The organism is Methyloversatilis discipulorum (assembly GCF_000527135.1).
Lineage (GTDB): Bacteria > Pseudomonadota > Gammaproteobacteria > Burkholderiales > Rhodocyclaceae > Methyloversatilis > Methyloversatilis discipulorum.
The window spans coordinates 3,905,424-3,922,786 of sequence record NZ_AZUP01000001.1; the positions used below are offsets into that span (position 1 = coordinate 3,905,424).

The 17,363-nt window shown below is 68.7% G+C and carries 20 protein-coding genes; 7 read left to right on the forward strand and 13 right to left on the reverse strand.

The window, feature by feature from the left end:
• The first annotated feature begins 56 nt into the window (after positions 1-56).
• Positions 57-629, forward strand: a complete 573-nt coding sequence (locus tag METFAM1_RS0118210) for a dihydrofolate reductase family protein (RefSeq protein ID WP_019916925.1) — start codon at positions 57-59, stop codon at positions 627-629.
• A gap of 80 nt (positions 630-709) precedes the next feature.
• The gene (locus METFAM1_RS0118215) at positions 710-1,156 is read left to right on the forward strand and encodes an SRPBCC family protein (protein ID WP_019916927.1); all 447 of its coding nucleotides are present in this window, start codon (positions 710-712) and stop codon (positions 1,154-1,156) included.
• A gap of 20 nt (positions 1,157-1,176) precedes the next feature.
• Here METFAM1_RS0118215 and METFAM1_RS0118220 read toward each other — a convergent pair whose 3' ends face one another.
• Entirely contained in the window at positions 1,177-1,632 is a 456-nt protein-coding gene (locus METFAM1_RS0118220; protein WP_019916929.1) for a hypothetical protein, read from the reverse strand.
• Between the two features lie 69 nt (positions 1,633-1,701).
• Entirely contained in the window at positions 1,702-2,901 is a 1,200-nt protein-coding gene (locus METFAM1_RS0118225) for an MFS transporter (RefSeq protein ID WP_019916931.1), read from the reverse strand.
• Positions 2,902-3,035: 134 nt separating this feature from the next.
• On the opposite strand from METFAM1_RS0118225, the gene METFAM1_RS0118230 reads away from it, so the two are divergent.
• On the forward strand, positions 3,036-3,368 hold the full coding sequence (locus tag METFAM1_RS0118230; protein WP_019916933.1) for a YnfA family protein: 333 nt from the start codon (positions 3,036-3,038) through the stop codon (positions 3,366-3,368).
• Positions 3,369-3,401: 33 nt separating this feature from the next.
• Complete coding sequence (locus tag METFAM1_RS0118235) at positions 3,402-4,181, forward strand: SDR family NAD(P)-dependent oxidoreductase (RefSeq protein WP_019916934.1); 780 nt, start codon at positions 3,402-3,404, stop codon at positions 4,179-4,181.
• Positions 4,182-4,699: 518 nt separating this feature from the next.
• Here the strand turns inward: METFAM1_RS0118235 and METFAM1_RS0118240 are convergent.
• From METFAM1_RS0118240 to METFAM1_RS0118280, 9 genes are all read right to left on the reverse strand, one after another.
• Positions 4,700-5,893 (reverse strand): OpgC family protein, encoded by a 1,194-nt coding sequence (locus tag METFAM1_RS0118240; protein WP_019916936.1) that lies wholly within the window; start codon positions 5,891-5,893, stop codon positions 4,700-4,702.
• A gap of 229 nt (positions 5,894-6,122) precedes the next feature.
• Positions 6,123-7,043: a vWA domain-containing protein gene (locus tag METFAM1_RS0118245; protein ID WP_019916937.1), complete on the reverse strand. Its 921-nt coding sequence runs from the start codon at positions 7,041-7,043 to the stop codon at positions 6,123-6,125.
• Positions 7,044-7,053: 10 nt separating this feature from the next.
• The gene (locus tag METFAM1_RS0118250; protein ID WP_019916938.1) at positions 7,054-7,590 is read right to left on the reverse strand and encodes a hypothetical protein; all 537 of its coding nucleotides are present in this window, start codon (positions 7,588-7,590) and stop codon (positions 7,054-7,056) included.
• Positions 7,587-8,669: a vWA domain-containing protein gene (locus METFAM1_RS0118255; RefSeq protein WP_019916939.1), complete on the reverse strand. Its 1,083-nt coding sequence runs from the start codon at positions 8,667-8,669 to the stop codon at positions 7,587-7,589. Before METFAM1_RS0118255 ends, METFAM1_RS0118250 begins: the two co-directional genes overlap by 4 nt.
• The gene (locus METFAM1_RS0118260) at positions 8,666-9,700 is read right to left on the reverse strand and encodes a hypothetical protein (RefSeq protein WP_019916940.1); all 1,035 of its coding nucleotides are present in this window, start codon (positions 9,698-9,700) and stop codon (positions 8,666-8,668) included. Before METFAM1_RS0118260 ends, METFAM1_RS0118255 begins: the two co-directional genes overlap by 4 nt.
• On the reverse strand, positions 9,697-10,560 hold the full coding sequence (locus METFAM1_RS0118265) for a DUF58 domain-containing protein (RefSeq protein ID WP_019916941.1): 864 nt from the start codon (positions 10,558-10,560) through the stop codon (positions 9,697-9,699). The genes METFAM1_RS0118260 and METFAM1_RS0118265 overlap by 4 nt, the downstream gene beginning before the upstream one ends.
• Positions 10,557-11,579, reverse strand: coding sequence for an AAA family ATPase (locus METFAM1_RS0118270; RefSeq protein WP_019916943.1), 1,023 nt, complete (start codon positions 11,577-11,579; stop codon positions 10,557-10,559). The genes METFAM1_RS0118265 and METFAM1_RS0118270 overlap by 4 nt, the downstream gene beginning before the upstream one ends.
• 115 nt (positions 11,580-11,694) lie before the next feature.
• A complete protein-coding gene (locus METFAM1_RS0118275) occupies positions 11,695-12,240 on the reverse strand; it encodes a DUF1097 domain-containing protein (RefSeq protein ID WP_019916944.1) in 546 nt (181 codons plus the stop codon).
• A gap of 101 nt (positions 12,241-12,341) precedes the next feature.
• Positions 12,342-13,007, reverse strand: a complete 666-nt coding sequence (locus METFAM1_RS0118280) for a pyridoxamine 5'-phosphate oxidase family protein (protein WP_019916945.1) — start codon at positions 13,005-13,007, stop codon at positions 12,342-12,344.
• A 178-nt stretch (positions 13,008-13,185) separates the two neighbouring features.
• Between METFAM1_RS0118280 and METFAM1_RS0118285 the strand changes: the two genes are divergently transcribed.
• A complete protein-coding gene (locus METFAM1_RS0118285) occupies positions 13,186-14,001 on the forward strand; it encodes an IclR family transcriptional regulator (protein ID WP_019916946.1) in 816 nt (271 codons plus the stop codon).
• Between the two features lie 15 nt (positions 14,002-14,016).
• On the opposite strand, the gene METFAM1_RS20425 is transcribed toward METFAM1_RS0118285, so the two are convergent.
• On the reverse strand, positions 14,017-14,214 hold the full coding sequence (locus METFAM1_RS20425) for a DUF2970 domain-containing protein (protein WP_024300831.1): 198 nt from the start codon (positions 14,212-14,214) through the stop codon (positions 14,017-14,019).
• A 174-nt stretch (positions 14,215-14,388) separates the two neighbouring features.
• On the opposite strand from METFAM1_RS20425, the gene METFAM1_RS0118295 reads away from it, so the two are divergent.
• Positions 14,389-15,885 (forward strand): sensor histidine kinase, encoded by a 1,497-nt coding sequence (locus METFAM1_RS0118295; protein ID WP_019916948.1) that lies wholly within the window; start codon positions 14,389-14,391, stop codon positions 15,883-15,885.
• Positions 15,882-16,529 carry a response regulator gene (locus METFAM1_RS0118300; protein WP_019916949.1) on the forward strand — a complete coding sequence of 216 codons (648 nt, stop codon included), beginning with the start codon at positions 15,882-15,884 and terminating at the stop codon, positions 16,527-16,529. The genes METFAM1_RS0118295 and METFAM1_RS0118300 overlap by 4 nt, the downstream gene beginning before the upstream one ends.
• Positions 16,530-16,846: 317 nt before the next feature.
• Here the strand turns inward: METFAM1_RS0118300 and METFAM1_RS0118305 are convergent, their stop codons facing one another.
• A complete protein-coding gene (locus METFAM1_RS0118305) occupies positions 16,847-17,311 on the reverse strand; it encodes an REP-associated tyrosine transposase (protein WP_232419813.1) in 465 nt (154 codons plus the stop codon).
• Positions 17,312-17,363: the final 52 nt, after the last annotated feature.

Here is a 17,363-nt window from a genome sequence, read left to right on the forward strand (position 1 = left end):
GCAGCACGGCAACCCCACGCCGGAACGTTCATCCGCACTTTCCCCGAGGACCGCTCATGAAGACCCAGTACTACACCGCCACCAGCCTCGACGGCTTCATCGCCACCGAGGACGACTCGCTGGACTGGCTGTTTCCACTGGGCGACGTCGGCGACACGAGCTACCCGGCCTTCATTACCGAGATCGGTGCGCTGGCGATGGGGTCGTCCACCTATGAATGGATGCTGCGTCACGCGGACACGGTGGCCGCGGAGACCGGCGCAGCCTGGCCCTACAGCCAGCCGACATGGGTGTTTTCGAACAGGACCTTGCCGACCGTTCCCGGCGCCGACATCCGCTTCGTCCGGGGCGATGTGCGACCCGTGCATGGCGCCATGCGCGCGGCAGCGGGCGACAGGAATATCTGGATCGTCGGCGGAGGCGATCTGGCCGGGCAGTTCCATGACGCCGGGCTGCTGGACGAGATCATCGTGCAGGTGGGGTCGGTCACGCTGGGCCGGGGCAAGCCGCTGTTTCCCCGTCAGCTCACCAGCCCGCCGCTGGTGCTCGTGTCGGTCCGGCAGGTGGGCACCGGCTTCGCCGAACTGCGCTATCAGGTGCCTTCAAGCGCAATCGTCACCGCGGCATGACGGGGCATGGCGCCCTGTCGAAACCTGCGCCTTCCATCCGTCGTGCGAACAGAGGGTCGTCCTCGGCAACGGAGTTAACCATGCCTGCGAATACTGTCCGGCTTCACCGCGTCATCCCTGCCACCGCCGACCGCATCTATCGCGCCTTCCTCGATCCCGACGCGTGGGCCAAATGGCTGCCGCCGCACGGCTATACCGCCAAGGTCCATCTGATGGAGCCGCGCGTCGGTGGCCGGTATCGGATGTCCTTCACCAACCTGACGACCGGTCACAGCCACTCCTTCGGCGGCGAGTACCTGGAGCTGATACCCGGCGAGACGCTGCGCTACACCGCAGTGTTCGACGATCCGAACCTGCCGGGCAGCATGCAGACGACGGTGACGCTGAAAACCGTGTCCTGCGGCGTCGATATGAACATCGTGCAGGAGGGCATTCCCGACGTGATTCCGGCCGAAGGCTGCTACCTGGGCTGGCAGCAGTCGCTGCAGTTGCTGACCCTGCTGGTGGAGCCGGACCTCAGCGAATGAAGACTTCGGGCCGGGCTGTCCTAACGCAGCGCGGTGGAACTGGCCCCCGTCGTCGTCCCCATCACCCGATCCAGCTTGTCTTCCACCTCGCCGATGGCGGCGGCCAGCGAGTTCGATGACTCGGTCGACACCTTCTGCAGTTCCAGCCGGAGGTCAGCGAATTCCTTCTGCATGGCGGCGTTCAGTTCGGTGAAGCGCGAGGCTTCGGCCTGGTCGGCCAGCAGGCGCTGTTCGCGCAGTTCCTTCGCGTGGCGGCGGGCTTCGAGCAGGGTGGAGGTGTGCAGGCTCAGCGTGTAGGCGCCGAGCAGTACGAGCAGCAGCGCGGTGCCGCCGAGCAGGATGACGCCTGCGGGCGCGTTGATCGTTGCCACCAGCAGCGACACTTCGACTGGCGCGGCCAGCACGTGCCAGTTGGCGATGACGAAGGCGGCCAGCAGGCCGAGTACCAGTATGCCAAGTGCGCCGAGCAGTCTCATGCGGTGTCTCCTCTTGTTGTGATCACCGCATTGTCGCGCCGCTGCGCGCGCAACGCCATCGGTGGGCGCCTACGTGGCTGCGGCGGTGGCGCGCACGACCCGCGCCTCGCGGATCGGCAGGTTCACCAGCGCGGCGGCGGCGGCCAGTGCGGCGTCGGCGTACCACATCCACTGGTAGTCGCCCGTGTGTTCCAGCGCCAGCCCGCCCAGCCAGGCGCCGAAGAAGCCGCCGGTCTGGTGCGACAGCAAGGTCAGACCGAACAGTGTGGCGAGATAACGGGTGCCGAACAGCTTTCCGACCACTCCGGCGGTCGGCGGCACGGTGGCCAGCCAGGTCACGCCGAGTCCGATGGCGAACAGGTAGAAGGTCCATTCGGTGCGCGGCGACGCGAGGTAGATCAGCACCAGCACGGCGCGCGAGGCGTACATCCAGAACAGGATCATCTTGCTGCGCCAGCGGCCGACCGCCCAGCCGGCAAGCAGGCTGCCGAAGATGTTGGCCAGCCCGATCAGCGCCAGTGCGCCGCTCGCCACTTCGGCCGGCAGGCCGCACAGGCCGACTTCGCCCGGCAGGTGGGTGATCAGGAAGGCAATGTGGAAGCCGCAGGTGAAGAAGCCTGCGTGCAGCAGCAGATAGCTGCGGTCGCGCATCGCGTCGCCGACCGCGCGGCGCAGCCCGCCGTCGGTGCCGGCGGCGTGCTGCGGATGCGGCTCGCGTGCGCGCAGCGCGCGCGCCAGCGGCAGCGCGGCCAGCGCCGCCGCGGCCATCGCGTACATCGCACCCATCCAGCCGACCGTGGCGATGAGCTTCTGCGCCAGCGGCGCGAACACGAACTGGCCGAGCGAGCCGCCGGCGTTGATGATGCCTGCGGCCTGACCGCGCTGCGCCGAATCGAGCCGGCGCGAAGCGGCGCCGATCAGCACCGAAAAGCTGCCGGCGCCTGAGCCGGCGGCGGCCAGCACGCCCAGCGTCATCGTCATGCCGAAGGCGCTGTCCACGAAGGTGGTGAGCACGCAGCCGAGTGCCAGCACGATCAGCCCGGCGGCCAGCACGCGGCCCGGACCGTAGCGGTCGGCCACTGCGCCGGCCACCGGCTGGATCGCGCCCCACATGAACTGGCCGATCGCCAGCGCGAAGCTGAGCGTGACCACGCCCAGACCGGTGCTGGTATTGATCGGCGATATGAACAGACCGGTGGACTGCCGCACGCCCATGCTCACCATCAGCAGCAGGGCGGCGCACAGCACGGCCGACAGGGCGGTGGGCATGGTGACGGAGGCGCGGAATCTGGAGGCGTCGACGCTAGCACAGGCCCCGCTGCGATCTGTGCCGCACAGCGACGCTACGCGCCGGGCGCGAATCGCGGCACACTGACGCGTTGTCGTCCTGCCGCTTCGCTCACATGTCTTCGCTGCTCCAGACCACTGCACTGTTCGTCGCCACCGCGCTCGCCGAAATCATCGGCTGCTACCTGCCCTGGCTGTGGATGAAGGACCGCGCGCCCGCCTGGGTGCTGCTGCCGGCCGCGGCCTCGCTGGTCGCCTTCGTCTGGCTGCTCACCTTGCATCCGACCGCGGCGGGGCGGGTCTATGCAGCCTATGGCGGCGTCTATGTCTGCGTCGCCGTGCTGTGGCTGTGGCTGGTCGACGGCGAACGTCCGCATCTGTGGGATGTCACCGGTGTGGGGGTCGCGCTGGCCGGCATGGCCATCATCATGTTCGCGCCGCGTGGCTGACGCCGCGGCGCTGTCATTGAAAGGAGTTCCCGCATGGATCTGCAACTGAACAACCGTCTCGCGTTGGTGTCCGGCAGCACCGCCGGCATCGGCTATTCGATCGCCGAGGCGCTGCTGCGCGAAGGCGCGCGCGTCATCGTCAATGGTCGTTCGCAGGCGGCGGTCGATGCCGCGGTCGCGAAACTGGGCGCGGGCGCCATCGGCTTCGCCGGTGACCTGGCGACGGCGCAGGCGGCCGAGGCCGTCGTACATGCCCACCCGGATATCGACATCCTGGTGAATAACCTCGGCATTTTCGAGCCCAAGGCCTTCGAGGACATTCCGGACGAGGACTGGCTGCGTTTCTTCGAGGTGAATGTGCTGAGTGGCGCGCGTCTGGCGCGACTGGTGCTGCCCGGCATGAAGCGCCGCAACTGGGGGCGCATCCTGTTCATATCGAGTGAGAGCGGCGTACAGATTCCGGCCGAGATGGTGCATTACGGCATGACCAAGTCGGCACAGATCGCCATCGCGCGCGGCATCGCCGAATCGGTGGCCGGCAGCGGCATCACCGTGAACAGCGTACTGCCCGGCCCGACCCGCTCGCGCGGCGTCGAGGACTTCGTGCAGGCATTGGCCGGCGACAGCGGCCAGAGCTTCGACGAGTTCGAGAAGGAATTCTTCGAGAAGGTGCGCCCGACCTCGCTGATCAAGCGTTTCGCGACGACCGAGGAAGTGGCGGCGATGGTGACCTATCTGTGCAGCCCGCTCGCCTCCGCCACCACCGGTGCGGCGCTGCGCGTCGATGGCGGCACGGTGAAGAGCGCGTTCTGACGGTGACCGGATGGATGGGCGCGCGGCAGGTTGCAGCCTGCGGTGATCTGAAGCTTTGTCGGGGTCAGAAGACCCCTACCACAGAACCCCGGCCCCCGGGCGGGCGTGCTTTTTGTGGGAGCGACCTCTGGTCGCGATGCTGCCTTCGCGGGCCGCTGGCTTCGGTTCAGGTCGCTATCGCGAGCAAGCTCGCTCCCACAGGAAACCAGGCTCCGACGATGGGGCGGGCGTGCTTTTCGTGGGAGCGACCTCTGGTCGCGATGCAGCCTTCGCGGGCCGCTGGCTTCGGTTCAGGCTGCTATCGCGAGCAAGCCCGCTCCCACAGGAAACCAGTCTCCGACGATGGGGCGGGCGTGCTTTTCGTGGGAGCGACCTCTGGTCGCGATGCAGCCTTCGCGGGCCGCTGGCTTCGGTTCAGGTCGCTATCGCGAGCAAGCTCGCTCCCACAAAACCAGGCTCTGGCGGCGAACAGGGCGCGATCCTTGTGAGCGGCCTTGGCCGCGACTAGGCGGGTCGCTTCAGCCGCCCTTGCGGATAGGTGCCGCCACGGCACCGACGTATTCGCCGTCCGCACGAGGGTGCGGGGCGGGCGAGCGTTGCGGTCTGCGCACGACGTCGAGCCACGCGGCCAGCGCCCACATCAGCAGCACGCCGAGCAAGCCGGCGGCGACCTGTATCGCCGGATGGTCCGCGGCCTGCGCACCGACCGCGTCGGCCAGCGGGGCCAGCAGCACGCTCAGGCAGAACACTTCCAGTGAATGACGACCCATGCAGCGCAGCGCTGATGCAGGCGCGCTGTGCAGCCATGCCCCCGGACGCAGCAGCGTGGTGGCGACCCAGGCCAATACCAGGAAGTGAGCAACGCGCAGCAGGTCGAGGTCGGTCTTGCTGATCGGGTAGATCAGCGTGGCGATGGACTGCGGCATCAGTGCGTCATGAACCTCCGGCCAGCGCCAGGACAGGCTGAGCAGCAGCGAGGCCGCGAGGAAGGCCAGCGCCGCGGGCATCATGATGTTGCGGCCGATGCGCCGTTCCAGCGGACGCATGCGCAGCAGGGATCGCGGTCGTGCGCAGCAGGCACCGATGAAGAACAGGAACTGCCAGGCCAGCGGATTGAAGAACCACACTCCCTCGGGTGCTGCGGGCAGATTCAGCCCCGTCTGCTTCTCCAGCAGCCACAGCAGGCCGGAGGGCAGCAGCACCCACATCGGCCGGCGCACCAGCAGCGGCAGCAGGCCGGCCATCAGCGTCATCAGCACGACATACAGCGGCAGCGGGTCCATCAGCACCGGCTTGAACTGCATCAGGATGCCTGCCAGCAGCGCCGACTGCGGCTGTTCGAGGAAATAGCCCAGGCCCATCTCGGCGATGAAGTCGCGCGTCTCGACATTGTCGTTGGCGACGAACACGACCACCATCAACTGTGCCAGCAGGAACACGTGGGCGACGTACAGGATCCAGGCGCGGCGCAGCACGTGCACTGCCGCCGGGAAAAATCCTTCGCGCTCGTAGCGGCGGCCGTAGGCCAGCATGGCGCCATAGCCGGCGAGGAACACGAACAGTTCGGCCGCATCGCTGAGACCGAAGTTGCGCAGCGTGGCGTAGCCCAGTGGGTTGCCGGGAAGGTGGTCCCAGAACATGCAGATCAGTGCGACGCCGCGGAAGAGGTCGACGCGCAGGTCGCGCGCCGCAGGTGGAGGTGCGTAATTCATCGTCAACGGCTCCGTGCGGGCGGGTCGCGGACGCGCCGTGCCGTCGGCCGGTGTCCGTTACCCGATGCTTTAGGGAGGCATGGAGCCACGGCGGCGTGGCCCATGAAGTGTCCTTGATGCGCCCGCGAATGCTAGCGCCGCGCAAGGGTAGACCAGATGGGCGTGCAGGTAGGCGTCTGTCAGCGGATGCTGACAGGCTGCGCGGCCGGCCAGGCGGCCTGCCGGGTTCTCAGCGGCGCGACTCCGGGCGGAAGCGCAACGCGAGCACGACCAGCGCAAGAAGCGCCGGCAACCAGTTCAGTGCGGTCGGTACCGGACGCGACACTGCGGCGCCGTCGTGTTTCATGGCGCGGACCAGCGTACCGGTGTCGGTCAGCGTCGCATAGTCGAAGCCGACCTGCTGCGCGATCTCGCGCAAATGGGTTTCGCGCAGAGCCGACAGGTGTTCGGTGCCGGGTACCTTGCGGCCGTCGGCGGTGCGCAATTCGCGCTGTATCACTTCGCCGGCCTTCCAGAAGCCGACCGGGCGACCGTCGTCGTCGCTCTTCGGTATCGGTCGCGCCGCCTCGCCGCCGGCGCCGACGATCCAGCCGCGTACCTCGCCCGGCTTGATGTCGTCGAAGCCCGGCTTGTCGCCATCGCGCAGCGGCGGCGCCTCCTGGCCGTCGCTGACGAAGACGACGGCTGGGGCCTCCTCCAGCGTCTTGGCGGTGCGCACCGACCAGAACACGCCCTTCGCCACCTCGCTCGAATTACCCCAGCGCATGCGGCCATCGATCTGGTCGAGTGAGGCGATCAGGTCACTGTAGTGCGCACACACCTCGATCGGCGCCAGCAGCAGCAACGTGCGGTACTCGGCGAAACCGGCCCAGCCGACGCGCGAGCCGCAGGGCAGTTCGCGCAGCGCCCGCTTGGCCGACTCGCGGGCGTAGGTCAAGCGACTGACCGGCGCGCCGTCCAGCTCGTAGTCCTCGACATTCATGCTCTGCGTCAGGTCGAACACGACGATGGTGTCCCAGCTGTCGCGCGGCAGGTTTACCGGCGGCAGCACGGCGGCGATCACCAGCAGCGCGAATGCGGCGAGCAGCGAGCGCGCGTCGCGTTCGCGCAGGCTGGCGAGCAGGTTGCGCAGGAAGACGCGTGTTCTCATGCGCACGTCCTCACGGCAGGTCCAGCCGCACGCCCTGCAGCGTCGTCACCACGCGTTCCCGCGGTGGCTCCGGACCTTCGTCCTCGGCGGCGACTGCCTGCTCGATCTCGGGCGCGAGCCACAGCGCGCGTTCGAGGTTGTAGCGCGCCTCCCAGTCGTCCGGTCGCTCGCGCAGCGCGTCGCGGTAGCGCTGCTTGGCCAGCTCGACCAGCGGCAGCGCGTTGGCGACGTCGGCCTCGCCGCGCGCCAGCGCTTCGCGCAGGTGCAGGTTGCCGAGGTTGTAGCGCGCGCCCTCGCGCAGGTCGGCGCGTTCGCCGGCGATCAGCGCCTTCCAGGCACGGGTGGCGGCTTCGCTGTCGCTGCCGCGGCTCAGCGCCAGCGCCTGCGCGAACTGCGCTTCCGGCAGATCGGCGTCGATGCTGCCGGCGGCGGCGATGGCGGCATTCACACGCTCGGCCTGCCACAGCTGCGTCGTCTGCCAGCCGGCAACGATGCCGGTGACCAGCGCGGTGGCGCCGAAGATCAGATGGACGGTGCGTCGTTTCACAGCCAGCTCCGCAGAAGAAGGGATCGATAGACCAGCAGCAGCGCGCAGCACAGCGCCGCCAGCGAGAAGAAGAGGCGGCTGTGGTCCTGCCGCGGAACGCGCTCTTCGAAGTCGAGCGGGAAGTTCTGCTGGCGGCCGACTTCGGCCACCGCCTTCGCAAGGTCTTCCGGGCTGTCCGCCTGGTAGAGCCGATAGGTCACCGGCAGCGACTGGAAGAAGCGGTGCAGCGACACTTCGGCGATCGACTCCTGCGCGTAGTAGGCGTTGCGGACCTCGATCGCTTCCATGCTGTCGCCGTCAGCGGCCGGCGGCGGTGCGCTCGCTTCGGCGTCGAGTTCTGGTGCGTTCAGCGTGCGCAGATAGAGCCAGTGCAGCGCGATGCGGTTGGCCTGCAGACCCTCACGGATGCGCTTGCGCGTCGGTTCGTCGAGATGGGCGCCGCCGTCGGTCACCAGCAGGATGATGCGGCTGCCGGTGTAGGCACGCTCGGTGAAGGTGTCGATGGCGGCGGTCAGCGCGCGGCCGACGTTGGTGTCGGACAGCCCGCGGCCCAGCCCGCCCGCGGTGATGCCGGCCTGCACGACGGCGTCGTGCTGGGTGAAGGGCACGACGTTCATCGGCCCGGCGCTGAAGAACATCAGCGCGAAGCGGTCGTCCGGCCGCTGCTCGACGAATTTCGACAGCAGGTCGCGCGCCACTGCCGACTTCGGTTCGCCGCGCGATTCGACCTGGTAGAGCATCGAGTGCGGATCGATGGTGCGCCAGTCGCTGGGCTTCATCTTGGCGTCCATGCTGCGGCTGCGGTCCATCAGGATCATGATCTCCGCACCGCGGCCGGTGCGCGTCACCGTCGTTTCGGGCGAGCCGGGGCCGGCCAGCGCGATGACGATGCCGGCCAGTGCCAGCACCGCCAGCGCGCGCCAGGCGAAGCCGGCGACGCGGCCAGCGCGGTCGCGCGGCAGCCAGTCCAGGGTCGGGAACAGCAGCGTGTCGCGGCGTCGGCGCAGCAGCGGCAGCGCGGCCAGCGGCAACAGCAGCAGCACCCAGGGCTGGGCGAAGTCGATGGCGCCGAAGATCATGCTTCGTGCCGCCTTTCGATGTCGCGCAGGCGCCGCGCGAAGCTGCGCAGCGGCAGCGCATCGGCCGGCCGCTCGGCGCCGAAGAACAGTGCGGCCGACTGCGCGTAGAAGCGCTCGATGTCGGCGCGCAGCGGTGCGTACTGCGGTGCGCGCTCGAACAGGCGCGGCAGCGAAGCCGGCTGCAGGCTGCGGCCGGCGGTGCGGTCGAAGGCGCGGTGCAGCGCCTGCCAGGCTTCCGGTGCGTCGTCGCCGCGACCGCGCAGGCCCTTCAGTTCGTGCAGCGCGCGGGCGAAGGGCTGACTGCGTCCGGCGCGCCAGCTGCGCCAGGCCAGCCACCCGCCCCAGGCGAGCAGCGTGGCGATGCACAGGCCGCCCCACAGCGCGATCTGCTGGCGGATCGAGGTGGTGTCGACAGCCGGTGCGGCGCGGTCCGGCTGCAGCGCGTCCAGCGCGCCTTCGCCGAAGGCGTTGCGCGGTGTCAGCGGTGCGGCGCTGAAGGGCCAGGCAGCGACGCCGAGCAGGCCGCCCGAGGTCTGCAGGTCGAGCGCCGGCAGCGTCAGCGCGACCAGCGCCTGCGGCGCGTTGATCAGCTGGTGCTCGATCACCAGCCAGCGCTGTCCGTCGGCGTCGCGTTCGATACGGGTCGGCCGGCGTTCCAGCCAGACGCCGACGCGGCCGGGTGCAGGCGGCTTGGTGAGTTCGACCGGCTTGCCGTCGATGGCGAGCAGCACGCGCTGCGTCAGCACATCGCCCAGCGTGTGGCCGAAGGCGCGCGGCTGTTCGACGCGGGCGGGTGCACCCTGCGGCTGCGGTGCCGCGGCGGCTGGCGGGGCGGTCGTCTCCACGGCGGGCGTGGCAGCGGCGCCGTTTTCGGGCGCGTCGTCGGCCGCCGTTTCCTGCGGGGCAGGACTGCCCTCCGTGCTTGCAGCCGGCGCCTCCGGCGCAGCGGCAGGGGTCTGTGCGAATGCACCATGAGCGCCCTGCGCGAGCAGCAGACTGGCGATCAGGGACGCTCGGATCAAGGGCGTCATGCGGTGGCCTCGAAGAAGTAGTCGGACATCGCCTCGGCGTCGAAGGCGCCGTGGATGAAGAAGGGGCGCAGGTCGCGCGCGGACAGGAAGGCATCCAGCTCAGCGCGCCGTGCCGCCACCGCGTCGCGCCACTGCGTACGCAGCTTGGGCCGCATGAACAGCGTGCGGCGGACACTGCTCTCGGCGTCGCGCAGCGGTGCGATGGCGTCATGCGGCGGTGGCTCGGTTTCGGCCGGATCCCACACGATGACCGGCACGACGAAGGCGTGCGACAGCAGATCGAGTGCGGCGCCGAGCCGGTCGAGCGGCCAGTGGAAGTCGCTGACCAGGAAGACCAGCGCCTCACGGCCGATCAGCTGCTGCAGTGCGTCTTCCAGCCCCTCGATGCCGCCGGGCGCAGGCGTGCATTGACGCAGGCTGTCCGCCATCACGCTGCCCAGACCGCGGCTGAGTGTGGCCGGTACGCACAGGTCGGCGCGCTCGCGCTGGTCGAAAGCCAGCATGCCCAGCGCGTCGCCGACGCGGAAGGCGCTGCGCGCCAGCGACTCGACGAAGTCGGCGGCGACGTCGATCTTGCGCCTGCGGGCGCCGAAGCCCATCGAGGCGGACACATCCACCAGCAGCTGCACGGTGACGCCGACGCGCTGGCGATTGACGCGCACCAGCCAGTCGCCGGTGGTGCTGCGCACGCTGGCGCGCAGATCCAGCCGGCGTGGGTCGGGCCGGTCGTACAGACTCATGTGCGACACGAATTCCTGCCCGGCGCCCAGGCTGCTGCCCGGGTGCGAACCCGGGCGCTGGCCGGCCGCGCGCTGCGGCAGCCGATAGTGGAACTCGTGCAGCTCGTCGGCGGCACTCATCGCGGCGTGGCGACCTTCTCGATGATCTGCGCCACCAGCGCGTCGGCGATCTGCGCGCGGCGCATTTCGTAGACAGGGGTGAAGAACACGCGGTGGCCCAGCGTCGACGGCAGGATGGCTTGCACGTCGTCCGGTACCAGGTGGGTGCGGCCGGCCATCCAGGCAACCACGCGCGCGGCGCGCAGCATGGCGCTCATGCCGCGCGGGCTGGCGCCGGCGAGGATGAGCTTCTTCATGTCGACGCCGTCGATGCGTACGTCGAAGGCGGCCGGGTTCTGGCTGGCGTCCCACAGGTCCATCACGTAGCGTTCGAGCGCTTCGCTCGCCACCACGCTGCGCTGGATCGCGGCCGCCATCGAGTTCAGCGACTGCCAGTCGAGAATGCCCGGCGCGACCTGGTCGATCAGCGCGTCCACGTCGTGGAAGGCGGTGTCGAACACCAGGGCGCGGCGCACCGCCGGATCCCGCGGCGTTTCCATGCGCAGTTCGAACATGAAGCGGTCGCGCGCGGCCGACGCGAGTTCGAAGGTTTCTTCCTTTTCGACCTTGTTGCGGTCGGCGAACACCGTCATGTGCGGGAAGCTGTACTCGCGGTTGAAGGCCGACACCGTGCGTTCGGCCATCGCGCGCAGCAGCAGCGACTGCACCTGCGGGCGGGCACGGTTGATTTCGTTGAAGAAGAAGGTGGTGAGGCGTTCGCCGTGACGCAGCAGCGGGCCGGGTTCGATGCGTGGCTTGCCCTCGGCATCGACATAGGTGTGATAGACGAGGTCGTTCGGCATCAGGTCGACCGTGCCTTCGACGCGCTCGAAGTCGCCGCCGATGGCGCGGGCGAAGGCGCGCAGCACGGTGGTCTTGCCGACGCCGACGTCACCTTCGAGCAGTACGTGGCCGCGCGCGAACAGCGCCACGTTGATCAGTCGCACCACGCTGTCCTGGCCGATCACCGCCTTGCGTACTTCGGTTTCGACACGCAGCGCGGCGTCGCGCCAGTCCTGCAGATGTTCTTCCCTGTTCATGCTGTCTCCCTGATGCGGAATCGATCGTTGAGGCGGGGCGCTGCCCATGTACCGACAGCGCCGGAGTCTAGGCAGGAGGCGACGGGCAAGTTGCCCTGTGTGCGTGGACGAGGGCTCAGCCGGCGCCGCGCGTCCGCGTGTCGGGCGCGCTCAGCTGCGCGATCAGCCGCGCGTTGGCCCAGCCGAACAGGCAGCCAATCAGCAGCGCCAGCGGCAGCGCGACGATGACGTTGTCGGCACGCAGCGCGGTGAGCACCGTAGCGTCGAAGCGACCGGGTACGTCGAGGTAGGCCCAGTTCGCGGCGAAGCCGTAGACGCACACCGGCAGCACCGCCAGCCGCGGCCAGCCGGAGGCCAGACTCATGACACCGACCGCGGCGCCGACCACCAGCGGTACCCACACGGTGCCCGGCAGCGCGGTCGGGTTGAACAGGATGGCCAGCGCCGCCAGCCAGCCGGCGACTACGCCGAACACTGCGTGCGCCAGCACAGCCGCCAGTGCGGCCGGCGGCCGGTCGCCGCCGCCGAGATGGAAGAAGCAGGCCCAGGCGATCACCATGGGCCACATCGGCAGCGGGAAGGTCTGCATCGTGAAGGTCATCGTCACCGCCAGGATGACGTTGGCGCAGACCAGGGCGGAGAAGGGCTTCAGTGCGTGCATGGCAGTGTCCTTTCGAGGCGTGGGCGTGCAGCCGCCCCTGCGGCCCCGGTGGGGCTGCATGCGTTCGGGCGGCGAGGAGGGGAGCGGCCGCAGCCGCGGCGTCAGGTGCGGCCCTGCTGCACCAGTTCGGCGTATTCGTCCGGCGTCAGCAGCCCCTGCGCTTCGGCAACCTCGCTGTCGCGCGCGGGCAGTACGTCCTGCAGCCCGTCGATGCGCTTCCAGGTCGCGGGCGGCGTTTCGCAGCCGGGCTGCGGCACGTGCGGCGCACCGGCGACGCGCTGGTAGCGGTGGATGTAGCGCGGGCAGTTGATGAAGATTTCCGCCAGCTTCACGCGCACGACGAACTCCGCACCGTGGAAGGCGGGCAGGCCTTCATGCAGCAGCGGATCGTCGCGGCTCACCGTGGCATCGCCGTGCACACGCACGCGGTGCGGCGTTTCGAAGTCGATGAACAGCAGCCCCACCTTCGGGTTGGCGCCGATATTGCCCATCGACAGGAACATGCCGTTGCCGTCGAAGCTCGGGAACGCCAGCGTCGTCCCATCGACCACTTTGACGAAGCCGGGGCTGCCGCCCTTGTGCGACACCGTCGGGTAGCCGCGATGGTCGATCGTGGTGAGAAAGAAGAAGTCGCGCGACTCGATGAAGCCCTGGTGTTCGGGCTGGATGTCCGGATGCACGATGAACTGCTGCACGCGGTCGGCCAGCGGCCGCATGTCGAACTCTTCCTGCAGCGCGCGGTGCTGCGCGCCGTAGAGCGTGGCCATGTCTCCTCCTGAATCAAGAAAGCTGTCCGATGAACGGACAAACCGGTTGTTCGAGGTTTTGTTGTGTGAGGCCGATGCTAGTGTTCGCATCTGCATGCGGCAATAAGCATGCGCGACATAGGTGTCCGCATATCGGACACCGTTCCTGCGGGCGGACGGAGCGGAGGCAGACGGGCCGATGAAGGGGCGATCTTCAGCGCAATGCGGCGAGGCGGACGAGGCGCCGGCCGGCAGCCTGCACCGCGCGCGGCTGCTGGTGACGACGATCGCGCGCGGCTCGCGCCGCGGCAGCCTGCTGACCGAACTGGTCGCGCGCACCGGACTGCCGCGACCGACCATACACCGCGTGCTCGACATGCTGATCGACATGGGCTGGGTCGAGCGCGACCCGGTCACGCTGCGCTTCAACCTCGGACGCGACCTGGCCGCGCTCGGCTATTCGGCGATCAGCCGCCAGCCGGTCGAACGCGCGGCGGCGACCGAATTGAGCGCGCTGGCCGAGGAACTGGACCAGGTGGTGTTCCTGAACATCCGCAGCGGTCTAGACAGCGTGTGCATTGGCCGCTATGACACGCGCTCGCAGATACAGGTCGGGCGCGGCGACGTCGGCCTGCGTACCGCCTTCGGCATCACGCAGAGCTGCATCGCGATGATGTCGCGACTGCCGGCGGACGAGGTGTGGGAGCTCATGCGCATCAATCTGTCGCGCTTCCACCGCGTCGAGCGCTACGACGAAACCCGCCATCGCGACGCCGTCGAGTTCGCGCTGGCGCACGGCTACTGCTGCTTCGACGGCATGGTGCTGGACCGCAGCACCAGCGGCATGGGCGTGCCGATCTGCGACGCCGGCGGCTACCCGGTGGCGGGCATCGGCACCACCTTCATCAGCGCCTGGCTGGACGAGGCGGGGCGCGCCGCCTGTCGGGCGCGGCTGGAATCGGCGGCCGCACGTATTGCACAGCGCCTGTTCGCGCTGCCCGAGGGAGAGGCCTGATCGAAGATCGCCCGCTCAGCGGGTGATGAAATGCACCGCGGTCAGCAGCGTGCCGACGAACAGCGCGGCGCCGAGCACGGCGCCGGCGATCAGATGCAGCGGCTTCAGCGTCACCGTGTCGACGTCGTGCCGGCTGCGCTTGCGCACGCCGAAGAAGCTCCAGAACACGGTGGTGGCGATGCGCAGCACGGACGGGGCATGAGACGAGGACATTACGGATCTCCAGCAGCGATAAAGGCGTGCGCGCGCGGGCGCACCGTGTCGCCACACTAGAGCCCGTCGCGCGCACGGAACAGATCCAGTCACGCCGAAACCGGACCGGCACAGCCGGCAGCCCTCGCTGCCGCGGGCAAGATGCCCGCGCGCCAGCCGGCTAGAATCCGGCCGATGAAGCGCGGCACCAACCTGAAACTGACGCTGATGCTGCGCATCACGCTGCTCGCCGTGGCCATTGGCGTGCTCGCGTCGGCTGGCCTGATCTGGCGCACGACGACACGGCTGCAGGCGGAGGCGGTGCGCAACGCTGACCTGGTGTCGCGGCTGATCACCGACCAGATGTCGCGCCAGCTGAGCGGGCTCGAACTGAACATCGGCAAGCCCGACCTCGCGCGCTTTGCCGAATTTTCCGAAGTGACCCGGCTGTGCGTGCAGTACTTCGACCTCGAAGGCACGCTGTCGGCCAACAGCTGCCAGCAGGCGCCGCCGCCGCAGGCGACCGCCGAGGCGCCGGCGTGGTTCCGCGAACTGATCCGCTACACGCTGAACCGGCGCATCGACCGTGGCGCCGAGTCGGCCGCTGACAGCGGCGAATCGCCGGGCGTGAAGGTGGGGCGGCGCGTGCTGTGGTATCAGCCCTACGGCGTCGGCCTCGACGTCGGGCGCGCACCCGGCCTGAAGATGGGCGAGGTGCTGATACGCGTCGACGCCGACCGCGAAAGTGCGGCCGTGTGGAACGAGATCACCCGGCTGCTGATGTGGGCGGTCCTGGCGCTGCTGGCGTTCAACGTGCTGATCTACTTCAGCATCAGCCGCGCGCTGCGCCCGGCGGAGGCGGTACTTGACGGTCTTGGCAAGCTCGAACGCGGCGACCTGGACGCGCGTCTGCCGGCCTTCGAGCTGATCGAGTTCGACCGCATCGGCTCGGTGTTCAACGCGATGGCCGGCAATCTGAAACAGAAGACTCAGGAACAGCAGCGGCTGGCGCAGATGCTGCTCACCGTGCAGGAGGGCGAGCGCCGGCGGCTGGCGCGCGAACTGCACGACGAGTTCGGGCAGAGCCTGGCGTCGATCAGCGCCGAGGCGGCCTGCGTCGTGAACGAGGCGGGGCGGCCGGAGCCGCAGCCGGAGGCGCTGCGCGCCAGCGGTCGGACGGTGCTGCGCACGGTCAGCGGCATGATGGAATCGCTGCACGGCATCCTGCGCCAGCTGCGACCAGTCGGGCTGGACGAGTACGGGCTCATCGCCGGCCTCGACAAGCTGGTGCGCATGTGGGACGCCCAGGCACGCGGCCGCTGCCTCTATCGCCTGGAGGTCAGCGGTGATTTCGCCGACGTGCCGGACGACATCGCGATCAATCTCTATCGCATCGTGCAGGAGTGCCTGACCAATGCGGCCAAGCATTCCGGTGCGACGACGGTCGACGTGCAACTGGAGCGGCGCACGGCGAGTGACGACATCCGGCTGCGCGTCAGCGACGACGGCGTCGTGCGCGGGCCCGATCTGCCGACGCCACGCGGCAAGTCCGGCGGCTTCGGCCTGATCGGCGTGAAGGAAAGGGTGATCGCGCTCGGCGGCCGCGTGCAGCTGTCGGCGCGCGATCCGCAGGGACTGGCGGTCGATATCGTCGTGCCCTGGCAACTGACGGACGGAGGAACACCGGCATGACGGATACACCGGTCAGCGTGCTACTGGTCGACGACCACGCGGTGGTGCGCGAGGGCTACCGGCGGCTGATCGAGCGGCACCCGCCGCTGACCATCGCCGCCGAGGCGGGCTCGGGCGAGGAGGCTTACCTGCGCTACGTCGAACTGGCACCGGACGTGGTGGTGATGGACATCACGCTGCCCGGCGCCAGCGGCATCCAGACGCTGCAGCACATCCTGCAGCGCGACCGCGACGCGCGCGTGCTCATTTTCACCATGCACCGCGACGCCACCTTCGTCGAGAAGGCGCTGGAGTCGGGTGCGCTCGGCTACGTCACCAAGAGTTCGTCGCCGGATCTGCTGGTCGAGGCCATCTGCGCGGTGTATCACCGGCGGCAGACGCTGAGCCCCGACGTGCAGACCGAACTGGCGGCGCTGCGCCGCTCGGGCAGTGCGGCGAAGAACCCGCTGGCCGCGCTGAGCGCGCGCGAATTCGAAATCCTGCGCATGCTGGTCGCCGCGAAGTCGCGCGAGGACATCGCCGACACGCTGCACATCAGCGTGAAGACGGTGTTCAACATCCACTACCAGATCAAATCGAAGCTCGGCGTGTCGACCGACATCGAACTGATGCACGCGGCGCGACAGCTTGGCTTGATCGACTGAGTTTGCGGGAGCGACCTCTGGTCGCGATGCGGCCTTTGCGGATCGCCGGCTTCGATTCAGGCTGCAATCGCGAGCAAGCTCGCTCCCACGGGACCCCCCTCGGACGGAGGCGCGGGCCTGCTTTTCGTGGGAGCGACCTTTGGTCGCGATGCGGCGATTGCGGACCGCCGGCTTCGATTCAGGCCGCTATCGTGAGCAAGCTCGCTCCCACGGGAATCCGGGCTCCGACGACGAGGTGGGCGTGCTTCTGGTGGGAGCGACCTCTGGTCGCGATGCTGCATTGGCTCAACCGCTTTCCTGTGACCATCGCAATCCCTTCAGATCCAGATTGCATCCCAATGCGGATAGTCGCCAACCCGTTCAACCAGACCCGCACGCAGTGGGTTTGCAACGATGTAGCGCGCTTGATCGCGTACGTCCTCGCCTTCGCGAGCGCCGCGGTCATGAAATCCGGACTGCCAGATTGCTCGCCCGATCCTGTGCGCACTCACCGACTTCACCCGCTGCACGACCTGCGACAGCGTGGCCGCTGTGTCGAGCCTGAGCAGCCAGTGCAGGTGGTCAGGCATCACGACGAACGCGAGGGTTCGGCTCATTCCGACGCGGTCGGCCTCCATCAATACGCCTATCAGAGTTCTCGCTGACCACAGATTCTCGAACACCGGTTCACGCGTTCGGGTCACCGTCGTCACCAGATAGGCGCGCCCGGGTTCTGAGACCCGGCCGCGACGAAGCCGGTGCGAGGAGGGTGCATTGATCATGACGTTGAGATTTTGGTTCAACGAAATGTATATCGCAGAGCCTATGCGCATGATTTGCGGTCGAGATCGCGAG

Coding starts and splice junctions, on each gene's coding strand:
- METFAM1_RS0118210 (WP_019916925.1), top strand. CDS start 57: ATGAAGACCCAGTACTACACCGCCACCAGCCTCGACGGCTTCATCGCC.
- METFAM1_RS0118215 (WP_019916927.1), top strand. CDS start 710: ATGCCTGCGAATACTGTCCGGCTTCACCGCGTCATCCCTGCCACCGCC.
- METFAM1_RS0118220 (WP_019916929.1), bottom strand. CDS start 1,632: ATGAGACTGCTCGGCGCACTTGGCATACTGGTACTCGGCCTGCTGGCC.
- METFAM1_RS0118225 (WP_019916931.1), bottom strand. CDS start 2,901: ATGCCCACCGCCCTGTCGGCCGTGCTGTGCGCCGCCCTGCTGCTGATG.
- METFAM1_RS0118230 (WP_019916933.1), top strand. CDS start 3,036: ATGTCTTCGCTGCTCCAGACCACTGCACTGTTCGTCGCCACCGCGCTC.
- METFAM1_RS0118235 (WP_019916934.1), top strand. CDS start 3,402: ATGGATCTGCAACTGAACAACCGTCTCGCGTTGGTGTCCGGCAGCACC.
- METFAM1_RS0118240 (WP_019916936.1), bottom strand. CDS start 5,893: ATGAATTACGCACCTCCACCTGCGGCGCGCGACCTGCGCGTCGACCTC.
- METFAM1_RS0118245 (WP_019916937.1), bottom strand. CDS start 7,043: ATGAGAACACGCGTCTTCCTGCGCAACCTGCTCGCCAGCCTGCGCGAA.
- METFAM1_RS0118255 (WP_019916939.1), bottom strand. CDS start 8,669: ATGATCTTCGGCGCCATCGACTTCGCCCAGCCCTGGGTGCTGCTGCTG.
- METFAM1_RS0118260 (WP_019916940.1), bottom strand. CDS start 9,700: ATGACGCCCTTGATCCGAGCGTCCCTGATCGCCAGTCTGCTGCTCGCG.
- METFAM1_RS0118265 (WP_019916941.1), bottom strand. CDS start 10,560: ATGAGTGCCGCCGACGAGCTGCACGAGTTCCACTATCGGCTGCCGCAG.
- METFAM1_RS0118270 (WP_019916943.1), bottom strand. CDS start 11,579: ATGAACAGGGAAGAACATCTGCAGGACTGGCGCGACGCCGCGCTGCGT.
- METFAM1_RS0118275 (WP_019916944.1), bottom strand. CDS start 12,240: ATGCACGCACTGAAGCCCTTCTCCGCCCTGGTCTGCGCCAACGTCATC.
- METFAM1_RS0118280 (WP_019916945.1), bottom strand. CDS start 13,007: ATGGCCACGCTCTACGGCGCGCAGCACCGCGCGCTGCAGGAAGAGTTC.
- METFAM1_RS0118285 (WP_019916946.1), top strand. CDS start 13,186: ATGAAGGGGCGATCTTCAGCGCAATGCGGCGAGGCGGACGAGGCGCCG.
- METFAM1_RS20425 (WP_024300831.1), bottom strand. CDS start 14,214: ATGTCCTCGTCTCATGCCCCGTCCGTGCTGCGCATCGCCACCACCGTG.
- METFAM1_RS0118295 (WP_019916948.1), top strand. CDS start 14,389: ATGAAGCGCGGCACCAACCTGAAACTGACGCTGATGCTGCGCATCACG.
- METFAM1_RS0118300 (WP_019916949.1), top strand. CDS start 15,882: ATGACGGATACACCGGTCAGCGTGCTACTGGTCGACGACCACGCGGTG.